The organism is Tomitella biformata AHU 1821, assembly GCF_000524475.1.
Taxonomy (GTDB): Bacteria; Actinomycetota; Actinomycetes; order Mycobacteriales; family Mycobacteriaceae; genus Tomitella; species Tomitella biformata.
Map to the genome: position 1 here is coordinate 87,589 of NZ_BAVQ01000009.1, position 15,748 is coordinate 103,336.

Here is a 15,748-nt window from a genome sequence, read left to right on the forward strand (position 1 = left end):
GGACACCCGCGGTCCCGACCAGCTGTTCTCCGCGATGCGTGCCCCGGCCGAATGGGCGAACGCCGCCTGTTAAGTTCCTTCAATGAGCAAAGACCTCAGTGCCCGCGTCCGCGCACTGGAAGATCGCATCGAACTATTGGAGCTGGAAGGACAGTACTCCCGATTCTTCGACGACCACGACGGCGATGCGTGGAGTGGCCTGTTCACCCCGGACGGGATCTACCAGTCACGAGACGCTGGAGCGACATTCGTACAGGGACGGGCCGCCTTGAAAGACTTCTGCGATAACGCACCGTTTGATGGCCTGCATCTGTTCCACCTGCCCCAAGTCACCATCCTCGATGGCACGGCCACTGCTCGAATCCACCTAGAATACCGGGGAGTCTGGCCGCGGGATCCCGGCGCTCCGCAGGTGAACATGGTCGGGTATTACGACGTTGCCTACACCCGCGTCGACAAAACCTGGCTGATCTCGCGCCGTGTTACGACGACGTTCTCCCGGGAGCAGTCGACCACGATCGGCTACCCGTCGGGCAGCGGTCTCGACGCCCGAGCGACGGAACGTGAAGTGCCGACGGCAGGCCACGGCCCCGCGCCCGCACAGTAGCGTTGAGACCGCCGACGGGCAGCCGTTCGGCGAGCGCGTTGGTCCATGCCGCTGATCAGGCGCTGCGCCCCAACGCATCTGGATGCCATGCCGAGTTTGCTGCCGTACAAATGACAGCTTTATCCGCGCGCGCCGTCGACCGACACATGCGAAACGGGGTCTATGCGACCCCGTCCGGGGCCCACCGGCACCGCACCACGATTTCCTGGCGGGAAGGACAGCCAGCGAGGTCCGACCTGCTCGATCGAGGGTTCACGGCCGAGGGCCGACCCCCAAACTGGCCACGGATTCCACATACATTCGGTGCCGTCCGAGGCGATGCGCGGTAGCGCACAACACCCCCTACACGATGCGGGCATATGGTTCGCCCACGCGGCGTTTGTGATCGACTGCTTCTCGCTGGCGATCGCCGGCTGGCAAGCGTCAACCGCGAAGGACACCTCGGTGCGAGCACCTCGCTGAAGATGGCGCAATTGCGCGGCAACCACTGAGCGCCCTCTACCGAATCCAGACCGGCCCTGCAGTGCCTTACGCAAATCCTTACGCACACTTGACTTTTCGGCCACCTCCTACCCGCTAAGCCACCACAGATTCCAAATCCGGCAAAGCGCAATCAGGGCTTCGCATCGCAAACCCCATTCCAATGGTTGCCTCAACTGTGGCCACTGGCTACTGTGTTCCCTGTCACCACCAGTACGGATTTCTAGCAGCGTCCGATCAATGAGGAGAGATCAATGAAGCGAACGCACTCCCGGCTTGGCCGGGCTTTAGCGGGGATCATGGTGAGTAGCGCCGTGTTGGCGGGGTGCGCGAACGCTGGTAGCAGCGACAGCAGCGGCGGGGCGTCCTCGGACCAGACTTTGGGGACGCGCGGCATCCAAGGCAGTCAGGTCGCCCCGAGCAGCCCGGCCAAGGGTGGTGTGCTGAGCTTCGCGGGGTATGCGCCGGTCGCGAGCCTCGATCCCACCGTGACGCACCCGGCGGGGTCCACTGGCGGCACCGAGCTGGCGGCGGTGTACGACGTTCTGATCAAGTACGACAACGATTCCCACAGTTTCGAGCCACAGCTGGCCAAATCGATCCAAGCGAGTCCCGACTACTTGACGTGGACATTGGAACTCCGAGAGGGCGTGCGATTCAGCGATGGCACGGCCTTCGACGCGGACGCGGTGGTCTCCAGCATCGACCGGTATAACGAGCGGGGCGGCGCATACTCAGCATTGTTCAAAGAGATGGTGCAGAGCACTGTGGCAAAGGACTCCACCACAGTCGAGTTCACGCTGAGCCAGCCGTGGCAGAACTTCCCTGCAATCCTGTCCTACGGGCACGGCATGATTGTCGCGCCGTCCGCGCTACAGGGGGAGGATTTCACTCCCATTGGCGCTGGCGCGTTCACTGTCGAGAGCTTGCAACCGGCACAGGAGCTCCGGCTGAAGGCGCGCTCCGACTATTGGGGCGGCGAGCCCCACCTCGACGGGCTTCGGTTCGTCGCGATCGCTGGCGAGCAACCGAAGCTTGATGCGCTCAGAACTGGTGGGCTCGACATGATCTACCTACGTGAGGCGGACACCACCAGCACGGCCAAGGGGGAGTTCCCCGGATTCCTCGACATCACCAATATGTCGATACTCGGCAACATCAACAATGCTCCTGGCCGTCCGGGCTCCGATGTTCGGGTGCGCCAGGCAATGGCCTATGCCATAGATCCGGAGGTCGTGAATCAGCGGGCTTGGGACGGCGCGGGCATGGCCGGCTCAGATATGTTCGGGCCGCAGTCCGTGTGGCACGGTGATGCCACTGGCGTGAAGCCCGATTCAACGAAGGCGCAGGATCTGCTCGATCAAACGAAGGCGGAAGGCTTCGACGGCAAGATCACCTATCTCACTGTAAACACCCCTGACCAGCAGAAGGTTGCCCTCGCGGTGCAGGCACAGCTCAACGCCGTTGGCTTCGACACGACCATCGAGTACGTCAGCACCGCCACAGATATGGTGGTCCGCACAATCGTTGACCGCGACTACGACATGACGTGGGGTGCCTACGATGTGTCCGATATCGACCCAGAGATCCGCCTGTTCAACACGCTATCGAGCACGCGCAACAACACCATCAGTCTGAAGAGCCCGGAGATGGACGCCTTGCTCAGCGAGGTGCTCTCGGCACCGGACGCCGACGCCAAGCGCGCGGCGATCAACCAGATTCAGGAGTTCGTCAACCGGGAGCAGCCGTTCCTCACGTGGGCTTCCGCAGGCCAGGTGTTCATCGCATGGTCGGAGAACGTCCACGGGGTTACCCCCTCGATCGAGCAGATCTTGCTGCTCGACAAGGCATACATCGTCGACTGACTCTGCCTGGATCACTCCCGCGGACGGCTGGCTGAGTTGCGCTTCTCAAATGCCGAATACCTACTGGCCCGCGGCCAGGTCATCACCGACCTGGCCGCGGGCCATATTCCCGATCTATTAGTGCGTCTGACGCTAGCCTCGATCTTTCATGAGGTGCCGGTGCTGGCCTGATCGGTTTCGGATTGCGGATTTCAGGCCGAGATTCGGCCGATGGCACCCAGGCATCGCCCGCTGACCGCGGATGAGGTCTGGGTTCCATTGCCCCAGAAGAAGATTCGCTCTTTCATCTCGTCGATGCTGGCCCCCGCCGGTCAGGACGGGGCGGGCAAGTCTTTGAGTCTGGCCAGACCGTGGGCAACCAGTTCCGACCACGGCGCGTGCGCCGACAATCTCAGCCAGGTGCGGCGGGCGTGCCGTGAGATTCTCGCGGCGATCGAGAACATCCGCAGGCGGAGACGTTTCGGCTCCCACCGCCGCGCCTCATGGCCGGTCAGGGCCAGCATCTGCATCCACGCCGTCAGCTCCGTCGCCAGGCCGACGATCGCGAGCCAGATCTGGTTCTGGCCGAAGTAGCGCAGCGGGAGATTCGTCAGGCCGGTGTCCTTCGAGTTTCGGATCCGGTCCTCGCAGCGCGCGCGTTGACGGTGCCGTAGCTCCAGGTCAGCGAGCTGCCCGCGCTTGGTGTTGGTGACGAACGCGGTGATCCGCAGGCCGTCAACGTCGGTGAACCGCAACTGGGCGCCCGGGTCGGGACGCTCCTTGCGGATGATCAGCCACATCCCGTCCGGCCAGCACGACAGGTCCGCCATATGCGTGAGCTCGGCGACCCATGCGCCTTTGCGGGGCATCCGATCGGCGTTGTAGGCCGGAGTCCACCCGTCCTTCGGGATCATGTTGATCAGCCCCGCGAGGGTCTCATTCAAAGTGCCAGCGTGGGACACGATCGAGGTTCCGGTGGTGTCGGGGGACAAAGCGGGGTACGGGCTTGTAGAGTTGCTCACCAGAATGGTGCTCCTTGTTCCTAAGATTATTGAACCGTCGCAAGTCCAATTATCGCAGGTCAGAGCACCATTCTTCTATTTTTCGGGGGCGTGTCGCTCAATCAGCGTGAAAGCCCGAGGCTAGACATCAGAGGCCACGGAGTGCTATTCCCATGCCCGAGTCGGGGCCGCTTTACAGTTCGCATGCCGACTGGCTGACGCAATCGTCTTCTGCGTCAACTCGAGCGGGACCCGATGATCAGTCCCCCGAATCCGCCGTATATTCCCGAGCTGCGTCTACCGACTGGGCGGCTCGCCAGCGATCGGCGCCGCAGGTCAGAGCCCAATGCGGCGCTTCGAAGCCGTGATCCTGTGCCTCGCGGCTGGTGCGAGCGAGCGCGGCAGCCGTGCACCCATGTCACGACGTGTGCAAAGCGAGCCGAACCGCTGATCCGTTGCTGGTGATCCTAGATCCAGCACCGGCACAGGCGGTTTCGGCTCGCTCCGCTTATCGAGGGAAGTACTACTGCACGTCCGTGTACTCGAAGTGCGACTCATCAGGGCTCGCGCACAATTCGTAGAACTTCTCGCCGCTCCAGGGCGCGTTCATCTGCAGCCGACCGAACTCGTTGACGTAGTAGTTCTTCTCCGTCGCTGTGCTCGGCGACAGGTAGATGAGCTTCTTGGCCTCTTCGTGCAGTTGGTCGTTGTAGTCATCGAACGCGTCCTGGCGAATAACCATCGACGAACGACCGTTCTCGATCATGCCGACGATGCCCTCGGCGATGTAGCGGGTCCAGATCTCGAACCAGGTGGGCAGTCCCGATCCGCTCGCCACCGGCTGTGAGTTGGGGCCATAGAGCATAAACATGTTCGGGAACCCCGGAACGGTCATACCGAGATGCGCTTGCGCGCCCTGGCGGGACCAGACGTCCTCCAGTGTCACACCGCCGATGCCGTAGTACTGCGTCGGCCAGAGGTACTTCTCCGTCTGGAAGCCGACCGCAGCGATGACCAGGTCCGCGTCGCGGGCCTCGCCGTCTGCGGTGACGATCGCGGTGTCGGTCATCCGATCGATCGGAGTCGTCACGAGCTCGACATTGTTCCTGGTCAACGAGGCATACCAGTTGTTGTCAACCACCGGACGCCTGGTCATCGGCGGGTAGTCCGGGACGAGCTGATCGATCAGGTCCTGCCGGCCGTCGACCTGGCTCGAGACGTAGCCGACCAGGATCTCGCGCAGCATGTCGTTGCGCTCGCTCACGTCGCCGCCATTCGCGATCCACTCCTCGTCCGGCATGATCACGTTCCGCAGATCAATCGTGCTCAGCCCGGCGACATACTTGTTCCAGTTCCAGTAGTAGGGCATCTTCTGGACCAGCCACTGGAGTTCGTCGGCGATCGGCACGCCGTAGTTGACACGCGGCGAGATCCACTGCGGTGTCCGCTGGTACACCGCCACCGACTGCGCCTTCTCGGCCACCTTCGACAGGAGCTGGACCCCGGTCGAACCGTTGCCGATGATGGCGACCTTCTTCCCCGCGTACTCGACGTCGTCGCTCCACTCTGTGGTGTGCACGATCTGCCCGGCAAATCCGGCGACGCCCTCCACCGGCAGGTCCCGCGGAGTCGCGAACACGCCACTAGCGGCGACCACCACATTTACCTCGACCTCCGCGGTGGAATCCTCGCCGCTCACGGTCAGAGTCCAGCGCTGCGTCGCGTCGTCGAAGCGGGCCTCCTGAATATCGGAGTCGAACTGAATGTGCTCGTAGACGCCGTGCTCGTGCGCCACGTGATCGATGTACGCGCGAACCTCCGACTGCCGGGCGAAATGTTCGGTCCACGGATACTTTTTCTCGAACCCGAACTCGTAGATGCAGCTCAGCGTGTCGACGCGAACGTCGGGGTAGGTGTTGACGCTCCACACCCCGCCCACCTCCGAGCGACGCTCATAAACCGTGAACGGGATGCCGAGCTGAGCCAGCTGCACACCCATGGTGACACCGGCGAAGCCCGCACCGACGATCGCGACGTGGTATCCCTCCGGGACCACCTTCTCTCCAGTCCACTGAGCCGGGAACGGCATGTCGGCGAAGGCCGGGATGTGGTGGCGCATGATCAGGTCCTCGGGCCCCAGCTTGCGGGCCTCGGCCATCTCAAGCAGCTCGACTATCTCGTCCCGCGACGGGGCCGGCAACGCGGACTCGTCGGGCTCGGCGAGCAGGTACTCGACAGCTTTCACCCGGATGAGCGCGATGTCGTCGTCGGAGAACTCGACTCTGTCCGCGGCCGGGCCGAAGACACGTTCGGGCGTGATCGCGGCGATCTCCGCATCTCGGGTCGCCTGGTACAGCGCCATCCGCAACGCGTTCGCATCGGCGCACTCGACGGCGCGCTCTATATAGCTACGTCCTGGCATGGGAACTTCCAATTCTCAAGTCTGGTGGAGGACCTGGGGCACGTGTCACTGCGCGGTTGCGCTGGCCACGACCCGCAAGTCGATGACGGACTGCCGAAGGTTCTGCTTGCGGATCTTCATCGTCGGCGTCTTCGGCATCTCCGAGACGATCACGACTTCTTCGGGGAACTTCGCCGGCGAGATGCCGGCATTGCGGCAGTAGGCCCGGATCTCGTCGACGCCGATGTCGGCCGCGCCGTCGCACAGCTGAATCACTGCGCAGATCCGCTCGCCCGATCTGTCGTCGGGCAAACCGATAACGGCGACATCGGCCACCGCGGAGTGCTTCGCCAGCACTTCTTCGATCTCGATTGGACTGATCGACTCGCCCTTGCGGATGATCAGGTCCTTCTCCCGGCCGACTAGGACCAGGTGCCCGTCCTCCTCGAGTCTTCCGGTGTCACCGGTGAACATCCATCCGTCGTCGTCGAGAGGGCGGACGATCTCGCCATTGTCCCGGTAGTGCTTGAACAGCATCGGGCCGCGCAGCCACACCCGGCCCTCCTCGCCAGACGCCAGCACGTCATCCTCCTCAGAGCGGATCTGCACCTCGCATCCCAGGACGGGACGTCCAGAGGTGGTGGCCAGCTGCTCGATGCTGTCGCTCATCCGCGCCGAGGCGATCATCGGGCACTCGGTCATGCCGTAGGCATGCAGAATCGGGACGCCGACCTCGGCAAGCACATCGCGGAACAGCTTCTCGGGCATCGGCGCTCCGCCACCGGTCACCATGCGCAGCGTCGGAACAACCGGGGTACCCGGGTTCTTCCGCTGCTCCTCGAGCAGAAGGGCGTAATGCGGGGTCGATCCGCCGGTGATCGTCGCACCCGTCCTTCGCATCAGCTCGACCGCCGCGACCGGCTCGTAGGCCTCCATGACCACCAGCGACATGCCGCTGGTCAGGGAGGCGATCAACAGGTCTGGGCCGCCGATGTGGGCGTACGGGAACAGGATCGTTCCGACGTCGTCCGAGTTGGCTCCGATCGCATCCGCGAGCGCGACGCCGCCGGCGATGAGGGTGCCGTCCGTGTGGCAGACGCCCTTGGGCGTCGAGGTCGTGCCAGAGGTGGTGTAGATCCAGCGCACCTCGTCCCGGCCGAGTGGCGCGGCGGGGAGCACGGCCGGGTCGCCGTCGGGCAACTCACCGGAGACGATAAGCAGTTCGAGGCGGTCACCGCTCGCCGCTCGCAGATCATTGGCCATCGCCTGATGGTCAAAACCACGGAACTTGGGGAGCGTGATCAGCCATTCCGATGCGCACTGCTCAACCATGGCCGTGACCTCACGCGCCCTGTAGAGCGGAATGATCGGGTTCTGGGTCACGCCGATACGCGACAGCGCCAGGCTGAGGACCATGGTGTCGATGCGAGTGGGCAGCTGCCAGCTCACCGTGGCGCCGGGCTCGATACCGCGCGCCAGTAGGCCGGCCGCGACGCGCTCGGCGGCGGCGGCGACCTCAGCGAAAGTCAGGCGCCGATCGAACTCGTCGATGATGGCGACGGCGTCGCCGGTGGCCTCGACCCGCATCGCGAGCAGATCCCACAGGGAGCGCGCGTCGTTCGGCGCGAGGTCCGAGTTCACGAATCCTCCCCCTTCTTCTCACGTGCCCCCGACGGGAGCGGGTCTGGCGTCAGGAGCGGGTACCCGGTGCGGAGCAGCGCGTTCGCGTGCCCGTGCCAGTGGATGTCGAATGCCGACTGCATCGCGGCCTGCTGGCCCATGACATCGAGGGTCTGGTTGACCGCACGCTTGGCGGTGGCCAGTCCCCACCCGTCCATTTCCGAGATCTCGTGCGCCAATTCCATCGTCTGCGCGTCAAGCTCATCGAGCGGGACTACCCGGTTCACCATGCCGGCGTCGAACGCCTCGGCCGCGGTGAACTTGCGGGCCGTGAACAGCATCTCCTTTGCGCGGCGCGCCCCGAGCTCCCACGTGTGCGCGTGGTACTCGACGCCGCCGACACCGAATTTCACGACCGGGTCGCTGAAGTACGCGTTGTCGGCCGCGACGATCAGGTCGCACGGCCAGATCACGTTGAGAGCACCGGCGACGCAGGCACCCTGAACGGCCGCGATCGACGGCTTCGGCACATCGCGCCACTTGCGGGAGAAGCCGAGGTAGTGCTCGGCCTCCCAGCTGTAAGCGCTCTCCAGTGTTGTCTTGCCCTCCTGAAAGTAGCCCGGTGCCGGGGTCTTCAGGTCGTGGCCCGATGAGAAGTGGTCGCCGTTGGCGCGCACGACGATCACCTTGACCGCGTCGTCGGTGGCCGCCTGCTGCCAGCGGGCATCGAGGTCGCGCAGCAGGGACGCGTCCTGCGCGTTGTGCTTATCCGGACGGTTGAGGGTGATCACGCCGACGGCGCCATCCACCTCGTAGTTGATGTAGCTCATCGCGATGCTCCCGTGTAGATCCGATCGAGGGCCGACACGATCTCGGCGTCGTTGCGCGCCTCCGAGCCAAAGTCGTACTGCCAGCGCTTGGCCGCATCCGTGAACAGATGCACGTTCGACTCGACCATGTACCCGATGCCCGCATGGACCTCGTGTGCCGAGTGGACGATCTGCAGCGCGGCCTTCGCGGCCTGCTTGCGCATCAAGCCGATGTGCGGCTGCGGATCGAGGCCGGCTCCGATGGCTCCAGCGGCCGAGCGCGCGTGCGCCGAGGTGAGGTGCGCGGCGACCGCAATATCGCTGCACAGGTACTGCACCGCCTGGAATCGGCCAATCGGCCCGCCGAACTGGTGCCGTTGCTGCGCGTACAGCACGGTGATGTCGAGCAGCCGCAGCGCGGAGCCGTAGACCTGCGCGGCGCGAAGCACCGCGCCGCGCTGCTCGGCGACCTCGACAGCGCGGTCGGCGTCGCCTCCGCGGGCCAGCACCACGGTGTCGGCCACCGGCACGTTGTCGAAGGTCACCGCGAACATCGGATGCCCACCCATGTTCGGCATCGCCTCGATACTGATCGCCGAGCTCGAATCCACAATGGCCACAATGCTTTCGCCGGTACTGGCGTGAACGAGGAAGCTGTTGGCGCGGTCGGCGTAGCCCACCGCCAGCGCGATTCCTCGCAGGACGCCGTTCTCACACGTCACCGCGGAGCCCCACTCGGCAGAAGGGAACACCGGGATCACGACGGCCTCGCCGCTGCCGATGCGCTCGGCGAAGCCCGCCGATATCTCCGTGCCGATCGCCAGGGCCGCGTCGCGGGCCATCATCAGGTCGAGGAGTGGTGTGTTGGCCAGCGCGCGCCCCATCTCGACGAAGACCCCGGCGATCGTGCCGAGCGCTGGGCTATCCGCGTCGGCTCCGGTCGGATCGCCGAGCTCCAGCCACCCCAGCTCGGCGAACTGCGCAACCTGATCTACGAACGGCACCTCGTTCGACCGGTCTTCCAGCGGTGAGTACCGCGCGAAAACCGACTTGCTGACATCTGCGAGGGCCGCGAAGTCCTCGCCCCATTCCAAATCCATCATCTGCTCCTATCGCGCCAGACCGAGGCCCCGCGTCGCGAGCACCATCCGCTTGAGTTGGGACGTTCCTCCGGCGTGGTTGGCAAATGACTGCCGGTACCACGCCTCGGGCTTTCCGTTGAGGGGTGCGTGTGCCGAGCCCGAGCGCAACTGGCTGGCCGGGCCGAGCACTCGGTCGTAGATCTGCGCGAACAGCGGCTCGTACTCCTTGGCCGCGACCTGTTGGACGCCGCCGCCCCACGGGGTCTGCCGACCGTTGGCGTTGTCGCCGATGATCTCGTAGGCCAGCAGACGCTGCGTCTGGATCATCCCCGCGAGTTCAGCCAGGTCGGCCTGCGCGCGCGGATCGTCGAGCTTGCCCGGAATTGTTTTGCAGTGCGCGATCAGATCGCGCAGCCGAGACTCCTGCATCGCGTAGATCGGCTCCACCGTGCCCGACGCGTAGAAGGCCCGCATGATGTACTGCCAGCCTTTGCCCTCTTCGCCGATCAGCGAGGTCTTCGGCACGCGGACATGATCGAGGTAGGTGCTGGACTGGACGCCGCCGCCGTAGTTGCGCATCGGGTGGAGGGTGACGCCGGGACTGCGCAGATCGACCACGAAGATGCTGATCGCATCGCGCGAAGAGGGGTCGGTCGCCGTGCGCGCGGCCACATACAGGACGTCGGACATCGGCCCCCACGAGGTGAACGCCTTCTGCCCGGTGATGACCCACTCGTCACCCTCGAGGACGGCCTTCGTCTGCAGGGCGCCTAAGTCGGAGCCGGCCTCCGGCTCGGTCAGGCCCTCAGCCCAGAGGGTGCGCATGTTCGCGATGTCCGGAAGCAGTCGCTTCTTCTGCTCCTCGGTGCCACCCACCAGGATGGTGCCCGCGGCAAGGAAGATCCCGACCGTGTTGATCATCGGGGCGTCGGCCGCGTATAGCTCTTCCAGGAAGATCTGGTTCGCGATTGGGGACAGCCCCTTGCCGCCATACTCCACCGGCCAGGTCAGTCCGATCCAGCCCTTGGCGGCGACCTTCTTGCTGAACTCGACGGCGATCGCCCACTGGTCCGGGGCGTCGTCGAACTCCGGGTTGAAGGCGTTCTCCTGCGGCAGCTCGGCGTCGAGGAACTCCCGGATCTCGGCCCGCCAGGCCTCATGCTCTTGTGCCAGTGTCATTCTCATTACGCGTTTTCCGCCTGTAGTTCGTCGGTGCCTGCGGCCTGCTCAGCAGCGCCGTGGCCAAGTTCGCCCTCGGGGTAGAAGCGACGAGCCCACTTCCGGATGGCCCGGAAGCCTGCGGCTTCCGCAGTCGCCAGGCCGGGCGGCTGGGTGTAGCGCTGGTGCTCCCAGATTGCGATGTCAGCCTGCACTTGTCTGATTGCGTTGCGCTGCCGCTTGAGCACACGAGATTCGTCCTCGCCATCTTCCTTGCTCGCCCACGTGGAGAACCGCAGGATCGAGAGCTCATCGTCAACCGGCGTCACCGCTGTCAGCGAGCAGATGGCCCCGACGCCGTCGGCGTGCGAGAAGCCCAGCCCCAGGCCCAGCAGCGAGGCCCTCGTGCGGCCCACCACGGTCTCAAACTCCCCGTCAGCGCCACGGCGCTTGAAGTTCAGGGCCAGCTCGGTCTTGAAGTCGTACTCACCGAACTCGCGGTTGACGACGGTCGGGATCTCGTCAGCACGGTGGACGTACTTGAAGTGCGCGAAGTCGACGCCGTTCTCTGCGGCGTACTGCGGATGGATCGGCAGCTCGGCTGTCTCGTAGCGGCCGCCCTCCCCCAGCCCGTGGTAGTCGTCCACCGAACCAGAGCCCGAAAACAGGTCGAAGATGCTAGGCACCTCGTAGAGCGGCTCGCCGCCGTTCGCGTCGTGCCAGATGTACATGACTCCGTCGCGCTCAGCAGTGGCCCAAGTACCGATCTTACGTACGCGGTTCGTCGCCTTTTGATAAGGAATGCAGGTGTTACGACCCTCCGGGCTCCACTGCCAACCGTGGAACGGGCACTGGATGTCCTCACCGTCAACCGAGCCGCCATGCCCCAGGTGGGCGCCGAGGTGCTCGCAGTATGCGTTCAGCACCACCAGCCGGCCACTCCCGGTGCGGTAGGCGACCAGGTGTTGACCGAAATAACGCAGAGGTTTCACGTCGCCAACTGCGAGGTCGGTAGACCAACCGAGTTGGAACCACCCCGTCGGCTTCATAGATAACGCCATAGGTGTCATTTCGTCCTCCTGAACTGTTGCGACAGCGGCACTTCCGCCAACTGCGCAGAGAATCTGCTCTACGTCACGGGCATTCACGGACAACAACCTGCAGATATGCCCCATGAAATGGCCCGTAGGAGCTCGGGAACCCTGCGATCACTTCGGCAGCGGACCATAACCCCCATCACAGTAGCCAATGGCTACCATTGCGTCAACCGCCCCGCCGTGACACCACCCGCTACCGGCGATGCCACTGACCTACATCACATGCTGGTTCGATCGTCTCCAGGTACTAGGTGTGGTAGAAAAAGGAGGTTCGAAAGAAATAATGTGACGTCGGAACACCCACGTTCCCCACCATCGGCGCCGCAAATCCGGCGATGGTGTTCACCAATTACGCTGCTGCTGACCATGATAGGGTTTCCGCTATATGAAAGACCTCTGCGAAGTCGCCCTATCCGCCGACGACGTATGGACCACGCCACAGGCGGCGGAGTTCCTGAATATCAGCCGTCAGGCGATAAATAAGCGCGTCCAGAATCGGAAGATGCTCGGCTATCCGGGCATCGGCGTGACGTTGTTTCCGGTATGGCAGTTCGATCTAGAGAATCGCAGAGTCCATCCAGCCGTCCCTGAGCTTCTTACGGCATTCGATGAGGATATCGAGCCGCACACCATCGCCCGGTGGTCGATCACGAGAATCGATGAGTCAGGCCGAACACCGGCCGAACTGTTGCTAAGCCCGGACACCAAGCTGGATGCACTTCGGTTGGCCAGCACCTGTGATCCCGGCCCGGTCGAGGAAATTCTTGCGGAGGCTGCCGAGTCCAGTGTGAAGCGCGCGGACGAGAATGTCGCCGAGTGGACGCCGTCCCGCGCAGGTTCGACCGGCGCGCAACACGCCATCCTCATCGCCGCCGCGGATCTCTTCTCGCGCAAGGGCCCGGCGAAAGTTTCGTTACGGGAGATTGCCGCCGAGGCGGATGTGTCTTACGGTCTGATCCATCGGTTCTATCGAACTAAAGAGAACTTATTGGTGGCGGTGATGGAATTGCTCGTCAGCTATGGCGGCGATCGTCTGTCCGGTGAGCACGACGCTTACGCCGCAATCGAGAACTCGTTCGGCGCCGACGTCGACGCGGGCCAGTTCGGCCGGATGCTGACGTGGTCGATCTTTGAGGGAACTCGACCGGATCGCCTGCTCGGCGGGGTCCGTTCACGCGGCTATCGTGCGCAAATCGACGCATTGTGGGAAAATCCGGTAGAGCCGCAAGTGCGGCCCGAGTTCGATTCAAACGTGGTGGCGTCTCTGCTCGCCCTCGTCGGCGCGGTGTGGGATCTCTACGAGCCGTACCTCACCGAGCTCGCCGACAATCCGAGTCGCGGTCGAGAAGACGTCCGACAGGAAGTCACCGACATCCTCAAAATCCTCGTTTTCGCGACCCGCCCGAGCAAGTAGGCGGCGTGGCGCGTCGAAGAAGCTGAAACACGGGCGCAGGAGCGATAGCCGCTCCTGCCCCCGTGTTCACTGGCGAACGGCGCAAACCGACGTCAGGACTGCATGAGCAGGACTCCGCGGTCGAGCCTGCCGTTCCGGGCGTCGTCCAGGAGCGACTCGAAGTCTTCCAGCTCATAGGTCTTGGTGACGAGTTCGTCGAGGAGGAGCCGGCCAGAGCGGTATAGGTCCAGGTACTTGGGGATGTCGGCACCCGGTCGCGACGACCCGTAGCGGCAACCCAGCACCGAGCGATCCATGTAGAAGGTCGACGCCGGGACCGACAGCTTGGTCTCCGGGCCGGCAACACCGAGCATGATCAACTGCCCGCCCCAATCGAGCATTTCCATCGCCTGGCTGGTGATCGCCTCGCCACCGACGCAGTCGAAGACGTGGGCTGCCCCACCGGCGATGACTTCACGGACAGCGGCGACAGTGTCACCCGCCATCGCGTTGATGAAGTGGGTGGCACCGAAAAGGCTCGTCTTCGGCTCCTTCTCCGGGTTGGTGTCGACGGCGATGATCGTCGCCGCGCCCGCGACCCGAGCAGCCTGAATGACGTTGAGGCCGATACCGCCGGCGCCGATGACGACGACCGAGTCGCCGGGACTGACACGGGCCCGGTTCAGCACCGCTCCGACGCCGGTCAGCACCGCGCAGCCGATCAGGCACGCGGTCGTCAGCGGAATATCCTTCGGGATAGAGATCGCCTGCCCGGCCTGGACGACGATCCGCTCGCTGAAGGTCGAGAGCGCCGCGAAGTTGTGGATCGGGGTGCCGTCGAGCTCGAATGGAGTTGCCGTCTTCCCGAACGACTCGCGGCACATCGTGGGATGTCCGGAGGTGCACGGGGCGCACTGGCCGCATGTCGCGAGCGTTGTCAGCACCACGTGGTCGCCGACGGCGGGCATGGTGACGCCCGGCCCAACGGCCTCGACGATGCCCGCACCCTCGTGCCCGAGGATGACCGGGGACGGGAACGGGATCTTTCCGTTGACGACGCTCAGATCGCTCTGGCATAGGCCGCTCGCGACGATGCGGACCTGGACCTCACCGGGGCCGGGCCCGCGGACGGTGACGCCGTCAACCAGCTTGTTCTCGGTGCCGTCAAAGACAATTGCTTTCAACTTCAAGCCTCGCTGTTCTCTGGAATTCCGCCGCACACTGCGCGAAAGCGCAGCAATCCGCGGCAGGGATTGAAAGGGTGAAAATGAGGGTTTTGGAGAGATTGGCCAGCTCGATGGCGGTACGACGCGGCCAAGGCGAGAGTGCCCCGTGGAGAGATGGGATTCGGATCAACATGACCCTTGACGAATCCGGACAAACGCCAGGCGGTAGCTTCCTGTCCAGGGAACAGCCCTTCTCGCCAGTGCCGCCCGCCGCGCGATTCAGACTCCGACCGCGGAGCGGCCAGCGGTTGCGCCGCCGTCTACGACCAGATCATGACCGGTGACGTAATTACCTTCGTCCGAGGCCAGGAACAGAACTCCTGCCGCCATCTGCGAGGGCTTCGCGGCATATCCGATGGGCTGGATCTTATCCAGCATCTCGACGATTCCCTCCACGTCCGGGACCATGCCGGTCAGCATCGTCCCCGGCGAGATCGTGTTCACCCGCACGCCTTTGGGCGCAAGCTCGATGGCGCAGGCCTTCGATAGTGCCACCACTGCTGCCTTCGTGCCACTGTAGACAGCCATGCCGGCTGAGGGAGAACACCCACCGTTCGACGCTGTGTTGACGATGACGCCGAACCCTTGCTCCACCATCACCCGTCCTGCCGCCCTCGTGCCGTAGAAAACCCCACCGAAGTTGACGGTCACCATACGATCGTAATCTTCGTCCGTCGTCTCAACGACCGGCGTGGTAGCGATGACGCCGGCGTTGTTGCACATCACATCAAGCCGGCCGAACCGGGCCACAGTACCTGCGACCAGAGCATCCACCTCCCCCGGGATCCCGACATCGACACGGACAAACTCGGCGCCAATCGTGTTCGCCACAGCCTCCCCCGCCGCCTGGTTGATGTCCGCAATGACAACACGGGCACCTTCGGCGATCATTAATTCTGCTGTGGCTCGCCCCAGACCCGACGATGCGCCGGTAACAATGACGATCTTATCCTGCATGCGGTTTGTCATCTATCAACCTTTCGAATCATCGTGCCAAAGGAATCCACGCCCGGCACCAGCAGCGCGGGGT

General features: G+C 64.1%; 11 protein-coding genes and 1 pseudogene. 3 read left to right on the forward strand and 9 right to left on the reverse strand.

The window, feature by feature from the left end; genetic code table 11:
* Positions 1 to 82: 82 nt before the first annotated feature.
* On the forward strand, positions 83 to 607 hold the full coding sequence (locus TBIF_RS22980) for a nuclear transport factor 2 family protein (protein WP_024793972.1): 525 nt from the start codon (positions 83 to 85) through the stop codon (positions 605 to 607).
* A 734-nt stretch (positions 608 to 1,341) separates the two neighbouring features.
* On the forward strand, positions 1,342 to 2,952 hold the full coding sequence (locus TBIF_RS06160; protein ID WP_024793973.1) for an ABC transporter substrate-binding protein: 1,611 nt from the start codon (positions 1,342 to 1,344) through the stop codon (positions 2,950 to 2,952).
* Between the two features lie 311 nt (positions 2,953 to 3,263).
* Here the strand turns inward: TBIF_RS06160 and TBIF_RS06170 are convergent.
* From TBIF_RS06170 to TBIF_RS06200, 7 genes and pseudogenes are all read right to left on the reverse strand, one after another.
* Positions 3,264 to 3,875: pseudogene (locus tag TBIF_RS06170) on the reverse strand (transposase); the annotation flags it as partial.
* A 580-nt stretch (positions 3,876 to 4,455) separates the two neighbouring features.
* Positions 4,456 to 6,354 carry a flavin-containing monooxygenase gene (locus TBIF_RS06175; protein ID WP_084611569.1) on the reverse strand — a complete coding sequence of 633 codons (1,899 nt, stop codon included), beginning with the start codon at positions 6,352 to 6,354 and terminating at the stop codon, positions 4,456 to 4,458.
* 45 nt (positions 6,355 to 6,399) lie between these two features.
* Positions 6,400 to 7,974, reverse strand: coding sequence for a class I adenylate-forming enzyme family protein (locus TBIF_RS06180; RefSeq protein ID WP_024793976.1), 1,575 nt, complete (start codon positions 7,972 to 7,974; stop codon positions 6,400 to 6,402).
* Complete coding sequence (locus TBIF_RS06185) at positions 7,971 to 8,783, reverse strand: enoyl-CoA hydratase (protein ID WP_024793977.1); 813 nt, start codon at positions 8,781 to 8,783, stop codon at positions 7,971 to 7,973. Before TBIF_RS06185 ends, TBIF_RS06180 begins: the two co-directional genes overlap by 4 nt.
* Complete coding sequence (locus TBIF_RS24370) at positions 8,780 to 9,865, reverse strand: acyl-CoA dehydrogenase family protein (protein ID WP_084611570.1); 1,086 nt, start codon at positions 9,863 to 9,865, stop codon at positions 8,780 to 8,782. The genes TBIF_RS06185 and TBIF_RS24370 overlap by 4 nt, the downstream gene beginning before the upstream one ends.
* Before the next feature lie 6 nt (positions 9,866 to 9,871).
* The gene (locus TBIF_RS24375; RefSeq protein ID WP_024793979.1) at positions 9,872 to 11,023 is read right to left on the reverse strand and encodes an acyl-CoA dehydrogenase family protein; all 1,152 of its coding nucleotides are present in this window, start codon (positions 11,021 to 11,023) and stop codon (positions 9,872 to 9,874) included.
* A gap of 5 nt (positions 11,024 to 11,028) precedes the next feature.
* Positions 11,029 to 12,177 carry a Rieske 2Fe-2S domain-containing protein gene (locus TBIF_RS06200; RefSeq protein WP_148302177.1) on the reverse strand — a complete coding sequence of 383 codons (1,149 nt, stop codon included), beginning with the start codon at positions 12,175 to 12,177 and terminating at the stop codon, positions 11,029 to 11,031.
* 307 nt (positions 12,178 to 12,484) lie between these two features.
* Here TBIF_RS06200 and TBIF_RS24380 point away from each other — a divergent pair, with 307 nt between their 5' ends.
* Complete coding sequence (locus TBIF_RS24380; RefSeq protein WP_024793981.1) at positions 12,485 to 13,513, forward strand: TetR/AcrR family transcriptional regulator; 1,029 nt, start codon at positions 12,485 to 12,487, stop codon at positions 13,511 to 13,513.
* 92 nt (positions 13,514 to 13,605) lie between these two features.
* On the opposite strand, the gene TBIF_RS06210 is transcribed toward TBIF_RS24380, so the two are convergent.
* Positions 13,606 to 14,676 carry a Zn-dependent alcohol dehydrogenase gene (locus tag TBIF_RS06210; RefSeq protein ID WP_024793982.1) on the reverse strand — a complete coding sequence of 357 codons (1,071 nt, stop codon included), beginning with the start codon at positions 14,674 to 14,676 and terminating at the stop codon, positions 13,606 to 13,608.
* 261 nt (positions 14,677 to 14,937) lie between these two features.
* On the reverse strand, positions 14,938 to 15,687 hold the full coding sequence (locus TBIF_RS06215) for an SDR family NAD(P)-dependent oxidoreductase (RefSeq protein ID WP_024793983.1): 750 nt from the start codon (positions 15,685 to 15,687) through the stop codon (positions 14,938 to 14,940).
* Positions 15,688 to 15,748 lie beyond the last annotated feature (61 nt).